Source organism: Sodalis sp. RH14 (genome assembly GCF_047324285.1).
GTDB lineage: Bacteria > Pseudomonadota > Gammaproteobacteria > Enterobacterales > Enterobacteriaceae > Acerihabitans.
The window spans coordinates 3,289,640-3,306,659 of record NZ_CP178739.1 but is presented as its reverse complement, the minus strand read 5'-3'; the positions used below and the strand labels follow the sequence as shown (position 1 = coordinate 3,306,659).

General features: G+C 50.6%; 15 protein-coding genes and 1 pseudogene. 11 read left to right on the top strand and 5 right to left on the bottom strand.

The features are described 5' to 3' along the window. The first annotated feature begins 71 nt into the window (after window positions 1-71). The 5 genes and pseudogenes from yobA (at window position 72) to ACL2XQ_RS15020 (ending at window position 3,687) form a co-directional block, all read left to right on the top strand. Window positions 72-452, top strand: coding sequence for a CopC domain-containing protein YobA (yobA, locus tag ACL2XQ_RS15040; protein WP_413722653.1), 381 nt, complete (start codon window positions 72-74; stop codon window positions 450-452). Then, entirely contained in the window at window positions 453-1,337 is an 885-nt protein-coding gene (copD, locus tag ACL2XQ_RS15035; RefSeq protein ID WP_413728513.1) for a copper homeostasis membrane protein CopD, read from the top strand. A gap of 48 nt (window positions 1,338-1,385) precedes the next feature. Continuing rightward, entirely contained in the window at window positions 1,386-1,733 is a 348-nt protein-coding gene (locus ACL2XQ_RS15030; protein ID WP_410015325.1) for a YebY family protein, read from the top strand. A gap of 416 nt (window positions 1,734-2,149) precedes the next feature. Next, window positions 2,150-3,263: pseudogene (locus tag ACL2XQ_RS15025) on the top strand (IS3 family transposase). Next, complete coding sequence (locus ACL2XQ_RS15020; RefSeq protein ID WP_410015324.1) at window positions 3,226-3,687, top strand: hypothetical protein; 462 nt, start codon at window positions 3,226-3,228, stop codon at window positions 3,685-3,687. Before ACL2XQ_RS15025 ends, ACL2XQ_RS15020 begins: the two are co-directional and overlap by 38 nt. 217 nt (window positions 3,688-3,904) lie before the next feature. On the opposite strand, the gene ACL2XQ_RS15015 is transcribed toward ACL2XQ_RS15020, so the two are convergent. The 4 genes from ACL2XQ_RS15015 to flhD form a co-directional block, all read right to left on the bottom strand. Further along, the gene (locus ACL2XQ_RS15015) at window positions 3,905-4,162 is read right to left on the bottom strand and encodes a type II toxin-antitoxin system death-on-curing family toxin (RefSeq protein WP_413739386.1); all 258 of its coding nucleotides are present in this window, start codon (window positions 4,160-4,162) and stop codon (window positions 3,905-3,907) included. 151 nt (window positions 4,163-4,313) lie between these two features. Further along, window positions 4,314-4,583, bottom strand: coding sequence for a hypothetical protein (locus ACL2XQ_RS15010; protein ID WP_203521212.1), 270 nt, complete (start codon window positions 4,581-4,583; stop codon window positions 4,314-4,316). A gap of 1,756 nt (window positions 4,584-6,339) precedes the next feature. Further along, complete coding sequence (gene flhC, locus ACL2XQ_RS15005) at window positions 6,340-6,888, bottom strand: flagellar transcriptional regulator FlhC (protein ID WP_413730519.1); 549 nt, start codon at window positions 6,886-6,888, stop codon at window positions 6,340-6,342. After that, window positions 6,885-7,241, bottom strand: coding sequence for a flagellar transcriptional regulator FlhD (gene flhD, locus ACL2XQ_RS15000; RefSeq protein WP_413730517.1), 357 nt, complete (start codon window positions 7,239-7,241; stop codon window positions 6,885-6,887). The genes flhC and flhD overlap by 4 nt, the downstream gene beginning before the upstream one ends. A 1,168-nt stretch (window positions 7,242-8,409) precedes the next feature. Between flhD and ACL2XQ_RS14995 the strand changes: the two genes are divergently transcribed. Then, a complete protein-coding gene (locus ACL2XQ_RS14995; RefSeq protein WP_413728512.1) occupies window positions 8,410-9,279 on the top strand; it encodes a hypothetical protein in 870 nt (289 codons plus the stop codon). Between the two features lie 31 nt (window positions 9,280-9,310). Further along, window positions 9,311-9,694, top strand: a complete 384-nt coding sequence (locus tag ACL2XQ_RS14990) for a lysozyme inhibitor LprI family protein (protein ID WP_413739385.1) — start codon at window positions 9,311-9,313, stop codon at window positions 9,692-9,694. A 116-nt stretch (window positions 9,695-9,810) separates the two neighbouring features. Here the strand turns inward: ACL2XQ_RS14990 and ACL2XQ_RS14985 are convergent, their stop codons facing one another. Next, complete coding sequence (locus ACL2XQ_RS14985) at window positions 9,811-10,716, bottom strand: LysR family transcriptional regulator (RefSeq protein WP_410015318.1); 906 nt, start codon at window positions 10,714-10,716, stop codon at window positions 9,811-9,813. A gap of 97 nt (window positions 10,717-10,813) precedes the next feature. Here ACL2XQ_RS14985 and ACL2XQ_RS14980 point away from each other — a divergent pair, with 97 nt between their 5' ends. The 4 genes from ACL2XQ_RS14980 (at window position 10,814) to ACL2XQ_RS14965 (ending at window position 16,794) form a co-directional block, all read left to right on the top strand. Beyond that, window positions 10,814-11,440 (top strand): glutathione S-transferase, encoded by a 627-nt coding sequence (locus ACL2XQ_RS14980; RefSeq protein ID WP_413722751.1) that lies wholly within the window; start codon window positions 10,814-10,816, stop codon window positions 11,438-11,440. A 2-nt stretch (window positions 11,441-11,442) separates the two neighbouring features. Then, entirely contained in the window at window positions 11,443-12,357 is a 915-nt protein-coding gene (locus ACL2XQ_RS14975) for a pyridoxamine 5'-phosphate oxidase family protein (RefSeq protein WP_413739384.1), read from the top strand. Between the two features lie 172 nt (window positions 12,358-12,529). After that, window positions 12,530-12,718 carry a hypothetical protein gene (locus ACL2XQ_RS14970; protein ID WP_410015315.1) on the top strand — a complete coding sequence of 63 codons (189 nt, stop codon included), beginning with the start codon at window positions 12,530-12,532 and terminating at the stop codon, window positions 12,716-12,718. 797 nt (window positions 12,719-13,515) lie between these two features. Continuing rightward, on the top strand, window positions 13,516-16,794 hold the full coding sequence (locus tag ACL2XQ_RS14965; RefSeq protein ID WP_413739382.1) for a hypothetical protein: 3,279 nt from the start codon (window positions 13,516-13,518) through the stop codon (window positions 16,792-16,794). Window positions 16,795-17,020: the final 226 nt, after the last annotated feature.

Sequence of the window (17,020 nt, the reverse complement as noted above, 5' to 3'; positions counted from 1 at the left end):
GCTCCCGCGGTGGACCGCCAAGCGTCGGTTTAACCGACAGGATACCCGTTCAGTCTTAGGAAACGACATCGATGTCAAGCCAACCTTTTACCGCGCCCCTGTTGACGCTGTTAGTCACTGCCCTGACTTTGTTGGGATCGCAACAGGCCCAGGCGCATGCGCACCTGAAAACGCAATATCCGGCGGCCAACGCCACCATGACCGCCGCGCCGCAGGCGTTAACGCTCACCTTCAGCGAGGGCATCGAGCCTGGCTTCAGCGGCCTGACGCTAACCGGCCCCGGCAACACCGTCATCCCCACCGGCGCCATCAAGGTCGACCCCGCCAACCCTAAGCAGGTCATCGTGCCCATTGAAAAGCCCCTGGCCGCCGGCGAGTATCAAGTGCAATGGCATGTGGTATCGGTGGACAGTCATAAAACCCAAGGCAATTATCAATTCAGCGTTAAATAGATGCTAAGCCTGGCGGAGTGCTATTCCGCCTGCCGCTATCTCCATATCGCGGCGGTGATGCAGGCGTTCGGTACCGCCCTGTTTTGCGAGTACCTGGCGCCGCCCGCACTGCGCGCCGGCCTGCGCGCATCCCTGGGCGCGCCCTTGCGCGTTCTGGCCTGGGTCGCCCTGGCGTCGGCGGTTGTCCTGCTGGGGTTGCAAGCCGGGCAAATGGGGGACGGCTGGACGCAAACCCTTTCCCCCGCCATCTGGGCGGCGGTGCTCGGCACCGCCTTCGGCACTGTCTGGCTGTGGCATATGGCTATCGCGCTGGCGGCGGTGTTGGCCGCGGGCCATGGGCCGATGACCGCCATCAGGCAGCGGGCATTGCTCGCCGCCATGGCCGGCCTGCTGGCAAGCCTGGCGCTGGTAGGCCACACGGCGATGAGCGAGGGACTGCGCGGCGTCATGCAGCGGCTCAATCAAATGGTGCATCTGTTTTCCGCCGCCTGGTGGCTGGGCGGGCTGCTGCCGCTGCTGTTTTGTCTGCCGCTGCTACGCGAGACGGCGCGTCCGGACGCGCTGCGCGCGCTGATTCGTTTTTCGCGCAGCGGACATGCTGCGGTGGCGCTGGTCATTTTCACCGGTATCGTCAATACCGCGCTGGTTCTGGGCCATTGGCCGCTCGATGGGTCGGCGCCGTACCAGCGGCTGCTGCTGATAAAAATAGCCGTGGTGGCGGTGATGGTGATCCTGGCGGTAACCAATCGTTATGCCGTGGTTCCCGCCATGGCGCGCCACCATCCCGCGGCTATTCGTATCTTGACCTTGCTGACGCTTGCGGAGATGATTCTTGGTAATCTGGTACTGATTTTGGTGAGTATTTTCGCCACGCTTGAACCCTGATCACATCCTGGCGCCGCCCAGGCGTCAGGTCCAATAGTAGGATAAAACATGAAAACCCGGAGTATCGCGTTATTGCTGTTAGCCTTTACCGCCCAGGCGGTCAGCGCGGCGCAAATTATCACCGTCAGCAAGTTTCAGTTCGGCAAGCAATGGGCCTTTACCAAAGAAGAGGTGCAATTGCTCTGCCGCCCGGACGGCTCGCTGTTTGCTCTGAATATGAGCACCCTGATGCAGTATCCCCTCAATGAACCGGCCACCCGTGCCATGGCCAGCGGCCAGGTCAACGCGACGCCCATTGACGCCATCCTGCTGGACGACCCTGCTAATCCGGGGCACAAGATGAGCATCGCGCCGTTTGTCGAGCGCGCCGGCCAATTGTGCAACGCACCGGGCTGAGATGCCGGGATAGGACCCTCTTGCCGGCTGCGGGGCAGGGATATGTATAGTGAGCTTATAGTTTAATATGTTAATAATTATAAGTGTGCTTGATATCACAAAGTTATCATTTGGTGAAACAATAGCGCCGGTAATGCGAGGCCGGCGATGGAAAAATCCCTGTGCGTCTCTATACTCATCAAGTGTAAGGCTAAACAGCTTACATTAATGCCAACTTTTAGCGCACGGCTCTCTCCCAAGAGCCATTTCCCTAGACCGAATATAGGAATCGTATTCGGTCTTTTTTTATAAGGGTAGGGTAATCAACCACTTACCTAATAAATCAGTCACTTAAGCCCATCCTGTTCTACCGTATTCTACCCACTATGACGCTCTGTAGACACTTTGTAGTCATTCAAACCGGCTAATGGGTTGAGATGGATCGCATCTTCCAGATGGTCGGGGGTCGTGGCCATTCCGTTTTAAGCGTGGCAACACGCCTCGATATCACCACACAGTCTTTATGCGTGGATAAAGAAGTACGGCCCAGATTCTTCGGTAAATCAAGACCAGTCTGATGCTCAGGTTGAGATCCGACGGCTCCAGAAAGAACTGAAACGGGTTACTGATGAACGAGATATATTAAAAAAAGCCGCGGCGTACTTCGCAAAGCTGTCCGACTGAGGTACGTCTTTATTCGTGACAACAGTCGTGACTTTCCGGTCCGTTTGCTCTGCCGCGTTCTGGATGTTCATCCGAGTGGTTTTTATGCTTGGCTTCAGCAACCACATTCACGGCGATACCACACAGACCAGAAGCTGACCGGGCTGATTAAGCAGTTTTGGCTTGAATCTGGATGTGTATATGGCTATCGCAAGATCCACCTAGATCTGCGCGATACGGGTGAGCGGTGTGGTGCAAACCGGGTCTGGCGTTTGATGCACGCGCTGGAATAAAAGCTCAGGTCGGTTATCGCAGTCCAAGATCGTACAAGGGCGAAGCAAGCATTGTGACGCCTAACAGACTCCAGCGGCAATCTAATCCGATGGCACCGGATGAGCGCTGGGTGACAGATATTACGTATATCAGGACGCATGAAGGCTGGTTGTATCTTGCAGTGATCGTCGATCTGTTCTCCCGCAAAATCATTGGCTGGTCGATGCAATCCCGAATGACGAAAGATATCGTTCTGAATGCTTTGCTGATGGCACTGTGGCGCCGTAGTCCACGAAAACAGGTACTGGTACATTCTGACCAAGGCAGTCAGTATACAAGCCACGAGTGGCAGTCATTCCTGAAGTCACATGGTCTGGAAGGCAGCATGAGCCGACGCGGCAACTGCCACGACAATGCAGTTGCAGAAAGTTTTTTCCAGCTTTTAAAGCGTGAGCGGATAAAGAAAAAGATCTATGGAACGCGGGAAGAAGCCCGCAGCGATATTTTTGATTACATCGAAATGTTTTATAACAGTGGCGTCGGCATGGTTCAAGCGATCAAATGTCGCCGAATGAATATGAACAGCAGTATCATCAACGGCTCGGAAGTGTCTAGATTACCCGTAGCGATTCAGAAATCCAGCATATCGCGGCCTCAGCCAAGCCAAGCGCAGCCTGTGTCTTACGCCGATAAAGAGATAAGTCCGAACGTTAAAGACTTGAAAGAACCGCTGGCAACAAAACGCAGAAAATTCACCAAATCACCGAACGCGCCGACTCGCAAGCATTCGCAATCATTAATCGACGAAGATATTGCGCAAATTGCTTTCAACTATACAAACTCAAAAGGTGAATATAGTTTTCGTGAAGTGGATGTTAAAAAATTTGATGGCTATTACTTGGAAGGTTATTGTCACAAAGCTCGACGTTTTCGAACCTTCATCATCGATTCGATTGAAGATGAAGTGATCATTAGAAGTACTGGTGAAGCGATGAGTACTGATGAATGGGCGGAAAGGATGACGTTGGCAGTCGCGTGAATCTTATGGAATGGCTACCAGCTATTTTCAGATATAAAAATCCCTGAGAGATTGTGTAGCCATTTTGTAGGCACTTAATTATTTAGTTATGTCAAGTCATGATTTTTAAGTACTTTATTGGATAATAATAGTATTCGGTAATTTGTTAGCGGAGAAGACTTACCTTTGCAGCGTTTCTTTAATCTGCATTATATTATTAGCCATAACACCAGTGAAACTACTCAGCACAGCTATCAATATTCTCTTCTAATAATTCGTTCATATAATTAGACAGCAGACGTAAAGCAAAGGTCGTTTCCTCTATATTGGCCTGATCCATAGCAGAAAAAAGAGTCAGCTTCACCAGATAAAGTGATTCATTTAATTCAATGCCGTTCATCAATAGAAATACGGATGTTGCCTGGAACGCAGTTCTTTTATTAGCATCATTAAACGCATGTGCTTTAGCGATGCCGATCAAATACATGGCGGCCAATTTAAAGACGTCATCGCAATTTTCATAATAATGTAAAGTCTCGACGCGGTTTAACGCCCCGGCAAGTTATTGATATCCGGTTGGCCTGATTGCGGCAGCGTCAAAAATTGGATTTCAATCACTTGTTCTTGCGTCAGAAAATCAAAATCCATTATTTATCACCCAGAATCTTTATGGTATTAGCATGCCGGGTTCTTGTGGTCTCAAGCGCATCCTTAAACGATAATTTTCTACTATGCATCACTCCAACAGACGTAGATGAAATAGCTATGTCTTTGCCTCGGTCAGAGGTAGCATCATTAGCAGAAGGTTTAACAGCTTTTTGCGCTGCCTGCTTGACGGATAATTCTCCGCCATCGCGTAAATAGGCCAGCCAGTAGGGAAGGTTTTGCTGAAATTCTTCATAGGATATTGATTTCATAGGCACCTCCTTTATCGTATCCCGCAATGATAGCATACAGCCTATCAAGAGAAAATGCGTCTATGGGAGTAGGGTACTGGAACATAATTTCTTATCATTATTAATCACATATTTATCAATAAGATAAGGTGCGTATGCGTTGCCACAGCCCTTACTGAGGGGACATGACCGCCTGGTACCCAAGCTAAGCCTAAGCTGTGCTAACCAACTGAGCAAAAGATATTGACGTGCCATCAAGGCCTACCAATTTCACTGTTGGTAACCGCGATATTTGACCGCCTAGTTGCTGATTTGCCGTTGAGTGTAGGCAAGGCGGCCACCGTCATAGTTTACCGTAGCCATTTTGTAGACACTTTTTGATATAATCTATTTAACTTATTGTATTTTTATCAACGTGAATAGTATTCGGTCTTTTTTATGTCATTGATTTATATGAATAAGATTTGAACATCCGAAGTTGCCCGACATTTGTCCGAAAACTGATATCCGGTCTAAACTGATCCTACCCAGATTTGACGGACACGCTGTTAAGTGGGGTAAACTCATTGACGGAGGTGATCCATGACGAAATCGACAGCTGTTAAAAATAAGCCACGTAATTAATACACGCCCGAATTTCGCAAGCAAGCGTTGCCACTGGCCGATACCGTCGGCACAGTGCCAATGGTTGGCTAAGCCCGGAACAATAGGAACGAAAGAATCTCGCTTAGGGCTGTGTCCGTTATTGCTGGGTAGGATCACTGTTGCCCTACGCTGAAAACAGCTTCACGTAATCCGGGTGGGTAACCTGCGGCATTCTGCCGGCCCGTCACTCGCTGATGGAAGAACACCGCAAACGGAACCTGCCTGGGTGTCAAAAAATAGCCGGACCCGACGGCCCGGCCGACAAGATTAGCCTGCAAAAACAACCCGCTAATAATGCAAAAAGAGAAACATGTGTGAGGCTGTATAATGACAGAGCGTGCCTCAATGGTTCCATAACGGTTCCCTATATTGCCAAATCAGTATGATGGGCACGGCAGTCAGCATCGTCAGGTCTATGTCGGACGGCAAGGCGAGTTCGTCATCCGCTTACCTATGAATCATCATGTAAAGAGCATGTTACGGGAGGGGAGTTACTAGGTTCGGCAAGTTAGTTTGGGAGAAGCGTGTCATAGATAATAATTCGTACCGTCCGCCTGAACAACCTTGGCATCCTCAATAATGTTGAGTATAGGCAAGGCGGCCATCGTCATGATTTACGGTAGCCATTTTGTAGACACCTTTTCAAATGATCTATTTAACTTACTGTATTTATAGTTTTTTTAACAGCGTGAAGCGTGTTCGATCTTTTTTTATAGAAAGAAGCGACGTGGTTTATCAGTTTCAGTCGTCTTCAGCAATCAAACGGAACCGGAGGCTGGATATTGATGACAAACTGGGATCGGTAAAGGGGGGCGAGACGGCTTGGCAAACGGGTATGGATTGCTGTAAACGGCAGTGAATGAAAGGGTGCATGAGGCCGATGCAGGAGATATGCACTCATAATGTAAATAGCCTGGTGTTTTAAGCCTGCTCGACGCGGAATCTTCTGCAACCAATCCTGAAAATTCACATGGCGTCAATATCAACGGCATTTGATAGCTTAACATGTATAACAATGGCCGGGAGCGTAATGACCGGCCTGTTTGATTTTATGAAGAGAAGGAAAAGGCCATTTAAAATAGCCTTTATGCTTCTCATTAAGAATGATTGAATGTGACGATTTGGCACGCATTTAGTACTGTACCATCGGCAAGGCCGAAATGCTTTGCCGTTTTCTTACCGCACGCGACGGTGGTTGACAAAAGCTGCAGACAAATCCATGAATTGGATGATGGGCATAGGTAATAAATTTGCCATGGCAATGATTACACGACGTTAATTGCAGCATGCCGCTATTCATAAATCGCACCAAAATCCAGGCTCGGGTTATGCTCAGAAGCGGTGGTTCATTATCCAACAGCGGGCATTGCTCAAGATACAAACCGTACGCCTGGATAATTGTCACGAGATCGCCGGCGTCACCGTTTTTCTTTAATACCTGAAATATATTATAAAATGTGGATGAGTGCATATTCTGCTCCCATGTCATATACCAGTCGGTAGAAAAAGGCAGCATCCCTTTGGGCGGCGAGTTACCGCGCAACTCTTTATATAAGTTGACTAATCTTGCGCGGCTTATCTGCGTTTCACTTTCCAGCATTTGTAGCCTGGCGCCCAGGGTAATAAGTGCTATGGCTATCTGGATATCTTTTGCTTCCTGGACAATGCTTTTGCTCATCATAGATGTACTTTTTTGTGGGGCAACGGTATTATTTTTGCGCTTGTATTTTTTATTAACGACCCGGACAGTAAAATACCCGTATGAAGTTGTTGCAGGTCGTCCACCCGGGAATCCCATGTTAACAATCTGATGGTCTGAGACTCATCGAAACGAAACAAGCATAACAGCTGGCTGGCTTCCGATAACTTTCTCATCTGGGCGGGCAGCAAATTTCTCAGTGTATCAGCCATGGCGTCATCAATACCCAGGCGGAACATTGCCAGGGTCTTGTCCTGATTTATCAGGAGTTGCGCCAGGTATAAATAAGAGAAGTTAAAATCATGAATATGTTTACAAATTTCTTTGCTATCCATTCTGTTGTCTCCTTAAAATCACAATGATCCTATTTATCAGCAACAACTGTTTGTATAATACACGCCAGCGCTTGGCGTAGCACAGGGCCATGGCGTTATTGAGGGTTGTTTCATTCTTCGTAAAACAACGCTTACCGCATAACTCAGCTCTCACGCAGGTGTCCGTGGCGCGAGCTGACAGGTGACCGTTTTAGTAGTATGACGATTTAGCGCAATGATGGTGTTTTAGCGTTCAAGATTCCTTTTCGTCATCCCATATGAAGTTCATATGTAAAGTGAGTAATGATTATGTTTCTTAATGTTTTAAGTATAGCCCTATTGCGAGGGGAAATTTGCATTAAAATTAATTTCCCCTATAAAATCGTGTAATTATAATTTTTTTTTCGTATAATTATCATACAAATCAGATGCTAACCCTTCCGATTTATATTTCTATTTTTTATTAAAAATTAAAGTCACACATAGCCCTTGTAAATTAAAATTTTTTGTCGGATTTTTATTTTGAGTGCATAGTAATTCATTAAATAATTTTATTAGTGGCAAATATGCGACTTAAGGGAAATATTTATACTTTATGTATAAAAAATAGTCAGGTCTTACGGGATGTTGTCTTGCGGCAGGCAGCCTGCGACCAAAATATTAATACACCGAATCAACCCGCGGCATAGTAAAACAGTGTTGCCCATGTTGGCATAGTGGGGCCGCTCGAATTTATTTTGTTTGCGGGATAAACCGTGCGGCTCGCCAAACTGCCTTGAGGGTTCTGGCATTCAACCCTCTCTAGGCAGCGACGGCGTTGACTTTTTTCCACCACAGCCGCGCTTGATCATGGGCAGCGCAGGGATTCAGGCACGGTTGGGTCAAAGGACCTGGCGCTGCCAGTATTGCTCGTAGCCCCGTTGTCGTCTTCCGCGCGATGATAGTGAATAAGACGCAATAAACAACGTCGCTATGAAATCTGTAACCATGTTTTTAAATGATCCGTAATTCATGTGAATATTAACGGAATTATTGATGATGGACATTAACCGGGAAAATATAAAAATTCGGTTTATTCATCAATGCTTCTGAAACGGGTTTGTAGAAAAATACATTTAGGGATGTATCTGCCACGGCCATTAAGTACATTGGAACTAAATCCGATAATTGCAGCAGTCAAATGGAGGTGATGATGCGTATATCAGGGTCCGTTGGTCATGGGGGCGTAAATAATCCGGCAGAAGTGGCGGCAGTGCAAACTCTGCTGCAAGCCAACGGGTTTTCAATCAGGAATGATGGCGCTTGCAATCATGAAACCATCCGGGCGATGAAGCGTTTTCAGACCACGTCTCCCCCTCATCCTGACGGGATGATCACTTCAACCGGCAAAACGCTAAAAGAATTATCCGCGGGTCGTTCACCTGACTCGCCAACAGCGACAGGCCAGGAAAGCGGACATGCTGATTCTGGGCGCCTGACGGTCAGCGCCGGGCAGGTGACATTTGACGCCGAAGGCAATGATGATCCCTCCAGTCTCTATTTTAGCCGGCAGCTGCATTGGCCCCAGGGTGTTTCCGGTGTGACCCTGGGCCGCGGCTACGATATGGGCGGCCGCAACAAGAAAACGATTTTTGCAGAGTTAATCCGTGCGGGCATTCCCGCCGACCGGGCAGAAATAATCTCGCGTGCTAACTTGCTTCAGGGGGTGTCCGCGCAGCAATTTGTACTTAAACATAAAAAAGAATGCGGCGTTATTAGCCGCGAGGCGCAGGCTCGCTTGTTCGAGATAGTATACCCGGCATATGTTTTGCGGGCCAAAGCGATTTATGAATATAAAACGGCGCGCTTCCCCGCAAGAACCGCCTGGGAGGCGCTGAAACCGGCTATCAGAGACATCGCCGTCGATTTTGTCTATAAGGGCCTGGGCTTCGAAAGAACAATGAAAGCCTGTATGGGTAATGATATTAAAGCTTTAATTCATTTCATTGAAACTAACGATCAGCTAAAGGTTTATGAAAAGGGTCGCCAGCGCGCGAATTACCTCAGGAAATATCAGTAATATCGAGGTTGAAATGGAACGAAAATGTGTAATGGGAACGATCGTTTGTTTCACATGCTTAAGCGGGGCAGCGCATGCGGCGGCTGATTGTTCGAAGAAAAACAGCGATTCTGAGGTATATATCTGTGCGTTGGATAATCGTGTGGCCGCCGAGAAAGCGCTTAACCGAGAATATGCCGCAGCGAAAAAACGCATCCGCGGCGTTTTCGCCAACGAAGCGCAGGTAAAAAAAGAATACCAGGCCGTATTTTTAGCGGCGCAGCGGAATTGGCTAAATTACCGGGAGAATCACTGCAAGCTGGTGGCCCATGTTGCCGAGAAAAACAGTAATCCGTATAAGGTTTTTACTAATGAATGCGTCACTAAACTTAACGAGGAGAGAGTGAAGGAATTAAAACGCATCCCCTATGATTGAACCAGAGGAAATAGCACTGGCCGAGGTTTGCGGCCAGTCTGCATAAGTAGGCCCCTTTTTGATGCGCATTTCCGCCTGGCGTGATCCGCATCATCTGTCAGCCTGGGGGGCGGCGGTTACATTCCCTGCGGCTGTATCGGCCCCAATCGGCTGAGCTGCTGATAAGCATAATCCCAAAACGCACGGACTTTTGGCGGCATGCGCTGCACATTATTCGCCACCAGCTGGACCGGCAGCGGCAAAGGTTCATATCCAGCCAGCAACCGGACCAGGGTACCGGCAGCCAGGTCGTCCGCCACCTGGTAAGACAGCAGCCGGGTAATGCCTTTACCGGCGCGCGCCGCCAGCAGCTGTGTTTCTATATCATTGAGCAGCAGGCGCGGCGCTAACCTTACCCGGTCGCTATTTTCATGCGGGCCGAAGCGCCATTCACGCAAAACGGGGCGTAGGGTGCCGACGATAGTGTCGTGATCGGCCAACTGCCCAGGTTCCCGTGGCTCCCCGCACCGGGCCAGATACGCCGGGCTGGCTACAATCACCCGTGTGACTTCGCCCAGCCTGCGCGCGACTTTGGATGAATCCTGCAAATGGCCGATGCGTATCGCCACATCAAGCCCTTCATCGATCATATCGAGATTACGGTCGTTCAGCAGCATCTCAATCTGGATATGCGGATAACGTTCAAGAAAGGACAGTACCACCGGCGCCACATGCCGGCGGCCGAACTGTACCGGAGAGGTGATGCGCAGCAAACCGGTGAGCTGAATTTCAGCGGTATCCATTACCGCGTCCTGGTAATCGTTCAACAGCGCGCGGGCGCGCTCCGCCAGCCGCAGGCCGGCCTCGGTCGGCGCCAGCCGCCGCGTGGTGCGCTCCACCAATCTGGCGCCGAACCGTTGCTCCAGCGCGGCAATGGCACGGGTTATCGCCGGAGCGGAGCGGTGCAGCTTACGGGCCGCGCCGGCCAGACTGCCGTGCTGGATTACCGCCACAAAAATAGTCAGTTCATCTAACCGGTCCATAAATTATTCCGATAAATGAAATTATCAATTGCCATATTCCCGCATTTTTTCCACATAACGCAAGAGTATTCTGGAGAGACCACATCAGGAGGTATTTATGCCAACGTTGCAACTTTACGCTACCCCGCATTCCGGGCACTGCCATCGCGTGGCCTTGCTGCTAGGTATGCTTAAGCTTTCTTATGATGTTATCGACGCCCCGGCCGCCCTACGGCGCACCGCCGATTTCCAGCGCCTGAATCCGGTTGGCCAGATTCCGGTATTGATTGATGGGGATAAGATCCTGACAGACAGCAATGCCATTATGGTGTACCTGGTAAAACGCTACGCGCCGGGCAGCCACTGGTTGCCCGAGGAGGCCCTGGCGGCGGCGCAGGTACAGGTATGGTTGTCCAGGGCCGCCGGGGAAGTACGCTATGGTCCCGGCTCCAGCCGGATGGTGGTGCAATTTGCCGCGCCTGAGGATTATCCGGCGGCGCTGGCCATCAGCGGGCGTTTTCTGCCGCAGATGGAACGACATCTGGCTAAACGGGCGTTTTTGGCCACCGACCAGCCCACCATCGGCGATTTGGCCTGCTATAGCTACGTGGCCGCGGCGCCGGAAGGCGGCATTTCGCTGGCGCCCTATCCGGCAATCCGACGTTGGATCACCCGCATCGCCGCGCTGCCAGGTTTCTTCGCCATGCCGTCGCTGCCGCTGCCGCAAACCGCCCAGGAGGAGTGAGCATGTTTCATCCCGACGAATTGCGCGCCCAGGCGCTGGCCGGCTTTGCCGCCGTCAGCGGCGGCATTTATTCCACCATGCCCGAGCAGCACCGCGAATTTTTTGCCGCGCTGCCATACCTGTTTGTCGCGACGCTTGATGATCATGACTGGCCGGTTGCCACGGTATTTAGCGGTCCGAAAGGGTTCGTGCGCGCGCCGGACGCTACGCATTTGCGTATCAGTTCACAGCGCCGATTGGACGATCCCGCCCAGGCCGCGCTGCAAACCGGCCGCCCAGTCGGCGCGCTTGGGCTGGATTTCAGCAATCGCCGCCGCAATCGTGTTAACGGTTTCGTCGGGCGCACGGATAAAAACCGCATTGAGATTATTGCGCGCCAGAGCTTCGGCAATTGCCCGCAATATATCCAGCGACGCGAGCTGTACCCCGCGCCCGCGCGCCTTTTCCCCATCGAGCGCCTCGGCGCTCTGGACCAGGATGCCAGAACCCTTATCGCGCAGGCCGATACCTGCTTTGTCGCCAGCGCCGCACACGTTGAGCTGGCGGAGGGCGGGGTGGACATCTCACATCGCGGCGGCAAGCCGGGATTTATTTATCTGGACGACGAAACGCTGTGGATCCCGGATTTTCGCGGCAACCGTTATATGAACACGCTGGGTAATTTACTGGCGCAACCGCGCGCGGCGCTGGTATTTATCGATTTTGCCCAGGGGGATATTTTGCATCTGCAGGGAGAAACCCGGATCGTCTGGCAGTTGGCAAGCGGCGAGAATGTACAGGGCGCGGAGCGCTACTGGTGTTTTAAACTGGTCAGCGCCTGGCGTATGCGACAGGCATTGCCCTGGCGCGGGCGCAATGTGGAGTTTTCTGCGGCGACATTACGCACCGGCATATGGCATGATGATGACCGTCCGTAAGGATTGACCCGCTTCATTACCCGGTTTTGAACGGGCGCGCCGCATCCCTTAACGACCTTCTCCGGCGCTGCCGCTGAGCCGTTGGGTGAATGTAAGACGGGAACCTGTGCGGTATTACCAAACAGCGGTGCTATAATGGGCAAGACAAAATAACGCGACTTAGGATAAAACAGTGGAATTTACCACCGAGAAAACCAGTAACGGTGAGTTATTAACCATAACTCTGATAAGCAAAATCGGCGCCGAAAATTACCGCGCACAGGAGAGCATACCGGTCATGTATGCCGACGCCGATGAAATCCGGCGTGCCAAAACGCGATTGCTCTCGCACTTTAACCAGCGTAACGAAGCTGCTGACTAAAACACCGCGCTATGCCAGGCGAAACACCTCCTGCGCGGACTTAAGCGGCATGCCACAATCTACCGCTAGCCGCCCGCGATCGGTACTTAATTCCTATTGCGCCGTGATGCCCGGCGCGAGGTTAATTTGCCACGTCATCCCTATTAAGCCTGCTAAGGCGGACAGGCGGCGTGCTTGTGGTTGATCGCAATTTCCCCGGCTCAGGCACGCCTGGACAACGGAATAAAGTGAAGGGTTAATTCCCAGGGTGCTGATGCAATTTGTTTGATGAATATATAATTATTAAAATAAACTGAGTGATTATAAAAATAGACAAAATGGCTTTATGTCTCGGTGAATAACTATTGTAATACTGGCTTGTGTGATATTTCTAATGAGCGCCAATAGTTATGTGATAATGGCCATTCTTCTATTTTTCCTCATTATTCAGGATTAATATGTATATATCTAATAACGCCGAAACAATTACATCGTTAAATGAATTGCTAAAAAATGAAACCACCAATGAAGGTATTGTAGAAACCAAGAAATTATTCAGCGCCATCAAGTCTTTGAATAATACCGACCCAGTACCGGCCCACCAGTTCATCCGACCCAGCAAATCCAAATCCACGCTGGGGCATAACCTGCTGCGTTATTTGTACTTGTCTCACTCTATGCTGCCTGATACCCCTAGGGTTGATGGTAACGTCTCTAACACATCTCGGTTTATCGCCGTGCCGGGAGTCTATCATGACGCCTTATCGCGTCCGGACAGGATGAACAGCACTGCTCATTATCCTGTGGATGCCAATGCAATGTCTGTTACAACCTTAGCCGTCCCCGCCCGCACAGACACCGGCGCGGTATCTTTTCCTGGCGGCAAATGCCAGCCGGCGGGCCGTAAAGCCGCACACAGGCCGTCGCTGGCGAAACAAAATGAAAATGTCGCCAATTATTTGCAGGTCGTCTCCCGGCAGGGAAAGGACGATGGCGCGCAAATAGAATCACTGATAAACCGGGTGATCGATTGCCTGCCACTGCCCGGAGAATGCTTAGCGGGATTAACCCGGGTATTATTGCGTAATACCGGTGAGTTTGGCGCCCAACCGGGGGAAAATCTCAGCGTTAACTATCAATTGAGGCAGGTAAAAAGCTGGGTTGCCGGCAATGTGCTCAACGGTACGGTGGATAATTTTATCGCGCAGATTATTCTTAATGCCGGGGCGGGGAAATATGGCGAAAAACCCCGTCTTGCGATTGATATTGCTGGATTAAACCGTAAGATTGATCAGCATTTTGCTATGTTCAAAACCCTGACGGCGGCTTCGGTCAACTTTATTTTTAACCACATCATCGTGCCTGTTATGCCCACGCTTGGCTTGCCGGCAGATAATACCGCCGTAAAGATGAATGATATCGGGGACATTGATTGGGTCTACCTGCACGCAGGCGCGCAATTTGCTCAGGAAATGCATCTTGACGCGGAGCAATGGTCTAGACAGGCGCTGTCATCCTTAGGTTTAGCCCTGGAGGCCATGCTGCTTTCCGATACGGTTTCGCCCGGCCTGATCCGCTTTTTCATCCGTCCCGCCTGCATTTATTTCCTGGTAAATAAAACTGTTGACGGCAAACCGGTAAACGATAGGTATGTTATGGACGACCCCGCCGTCAGGCGGCTGGCGGTGGAGCAGTTCTTCGACGATAGCCGGTTGCTAAAGGAACGTAATAATCCATTCAACCAATTCAGCGAGGCCATGCGGGGTTATCGCACCCGTACCCAATTAGCCGAAGATATTTTACATCAGCGCTGCGCGCCTGAGGCTACCGGTCATTACGCCGTTGATGTGGAGAGCTATAAAAATAATCACGATGAGTATAGCTGTTTAAAAAATAGCGCGGGTGCTAATCCTCTCATTGAGTTATTGCCTGATATTAATGAGCTGTTTCGTAAACAAAATCAACATATCGTCGACTGTTTCCGCGCGGTGGACGTGCTGACGCTGGCGGAAGCCTTTGCCACGCTGTCCCCAACGGATTTGCAACTGCTTAAAAATAACACCGTTAAGGTGGCTAGCGCGCATTTTTCCGCTTATGACCAATATCGAGGCGTGTTGGGAGCGCATACCATTCCACGTAGTACTTATATCATTCCCTTATCGGCAAGCGCGGTATTGTTCTCCACTACTGGCGCTGATGAACACATTTTTGCGCTTGACCGACGCGATACTTCCTACGGCTTAAAACGCATCGACCGCGACCCGCGTCATTATTATGCGTTACTGGATGACATCACGCCGCGTAAAGACCAGGATTATGTCCTGAAAATCATCGCGGGAGCCAGCGAGGCCGCGACATTAAAAAAAACAGGGCAACAACTGGATGATTTAATTCTGAGTTTGTCCAGGCTGGCGCAGGATGATCTGCGACTGCAACTGGATAAAGGCGGTTACGACGCCACCACTCAGGAAAAGGTGCTGCAGGGGATAACGTCTTTAGTACCGTTGCATGATTGTATTTCCGGAATTATCGCCCAGTCGAGGGAAGCGGTAGTTCCCTGCCTGTTTGATGTTTTCAGCCTGATGCCATTACTGGGTAAGGCGGGATCGTTGGTTTCCCGTATGGCCCTGAAGGGCGGCATAGGGACCGCCGGAGCGGTGCGTATCAGCCTGGCCAGTTATGCGGCCAGGATGTCCCTGACCGAAGCGTTAACCGCCGGTGCCCGGCATTTTGTCCGCCACGCCATGGTGCCCGCCGCCGGCGAACTGAGCCAAAAGGCGCTTATCAGCCTGGCGGTGGACTTAGCCCGCTTTGCCGATCCCGCCATGGTGGAGGTCATGTTCCATGCCGGGGCGGCAGTGAACCGGCGGCTTGTTGCCGCGTTAAAAACCGTCGCCGGGTTTATGCCGGACATTGCGCCCATCCTGCCAAAACTGGACGTGCTCGCACATGCCGGCGGTAACGCGGTAAAGCCCGTTGTTTATAAAACCGCACGGTTGAAAGGAACCCAGCGCTATTTCCCCATCATCCCGTTAAACGGCGATACTTACCGGCGCAAAACCATTTATCTCCTGGTTGATTCCCGGTCGGGGGAGGCGAGCGGCATAAAATATACGCTGACGCGCAAGAATGAACTGGTTAGGGTACCGAAAAAAGCGGCGGTGAACCTTAAAAATATATTGCAGGAAGGGCTAGGCGGTAAAGGGAGCGGCAGGGCGGCAAGAGTGTGGAATACGCAGCTCAGCTATGATGATTTAATCGTGATGCCATTGCCGCAGTATCCTAATCCGCAATATCTTCAAATTGAAAGCTATGGCTCCCGCGAGGCTGAGACCATCCTGTTTCCCGAGCATGGCATCCCATTGCAGCAAACGCCGTTGGAACGCAAGGCCTATATCGAGATGTTTAACGCCCTGCCTAACAACCAAAAACTGGCCATGCGGGTATGGAGCATGATAGAAGGCGATAAAACCCGTTATCACGATGGACAAAAAAATCTGGCGCAAATAGGGCTGTCCCCGATCAACGCCGAAATCAATGTTCATCTGCATCAAAACCATCCGGTATCACGCTGGGATCATGCGGAGAAAATGGTATTTATGGGCTTGCTGGACGCGATTGCCAGCCCGCTGCCTCGCCAGGCCGGTGAATATTTGCGCGTGGCTGAGTACCAAGCCAATCAGGTTAATCCCTGGGGCGACAGTCTGGGGCCGGGCGAAATTGTGACTAATTTTCCGGCATTGATGAGTGTCTCCTCGCAGGATACCTATGCACGCTTGTTTACCGAACAGACCGCCGAAGAAGCGGCGGAAAATCAGGTACAGACATTGATTTATTATAAAATCAAAGACGGTGCCACGTGCCTTCCGCTGCCTTATCCCATAGCCAGTACCGTCGTCACCGAGCAGGAATATCTCTATGCGCCGCGGTCGTTTTTCCGCGTAGAAAGTGTTAGCAGCGTAACATTGGTCGGTGGTGAGATGTATCCGGCCAAACGTGTGGCGGTAGTGTTGCGAGAAATTAGCCAGCCAGTGGCCGCCGCCAAAAATCTTTTTACCGGCCAAGCCATTCATTTTGACCTGCCTGGCGCGCCTTAACCCCGAGCCGAACAGGCTTAACGCTATTTTACGTTTATTGTAACCAATGTTTAAAGGGGTCGGCTTAATGTCAGGTATTTCCCATAACCCAGCGCTAGCGATACGGCGACTTATCGCACCGGCGAGCACGTAATGCACAATATTACATTCTAGATATATCACTTGTTAATAACTTCATAAGGCATGCTGTTTATTTAATAAGGAAATCGAATGGGATTATTCACAG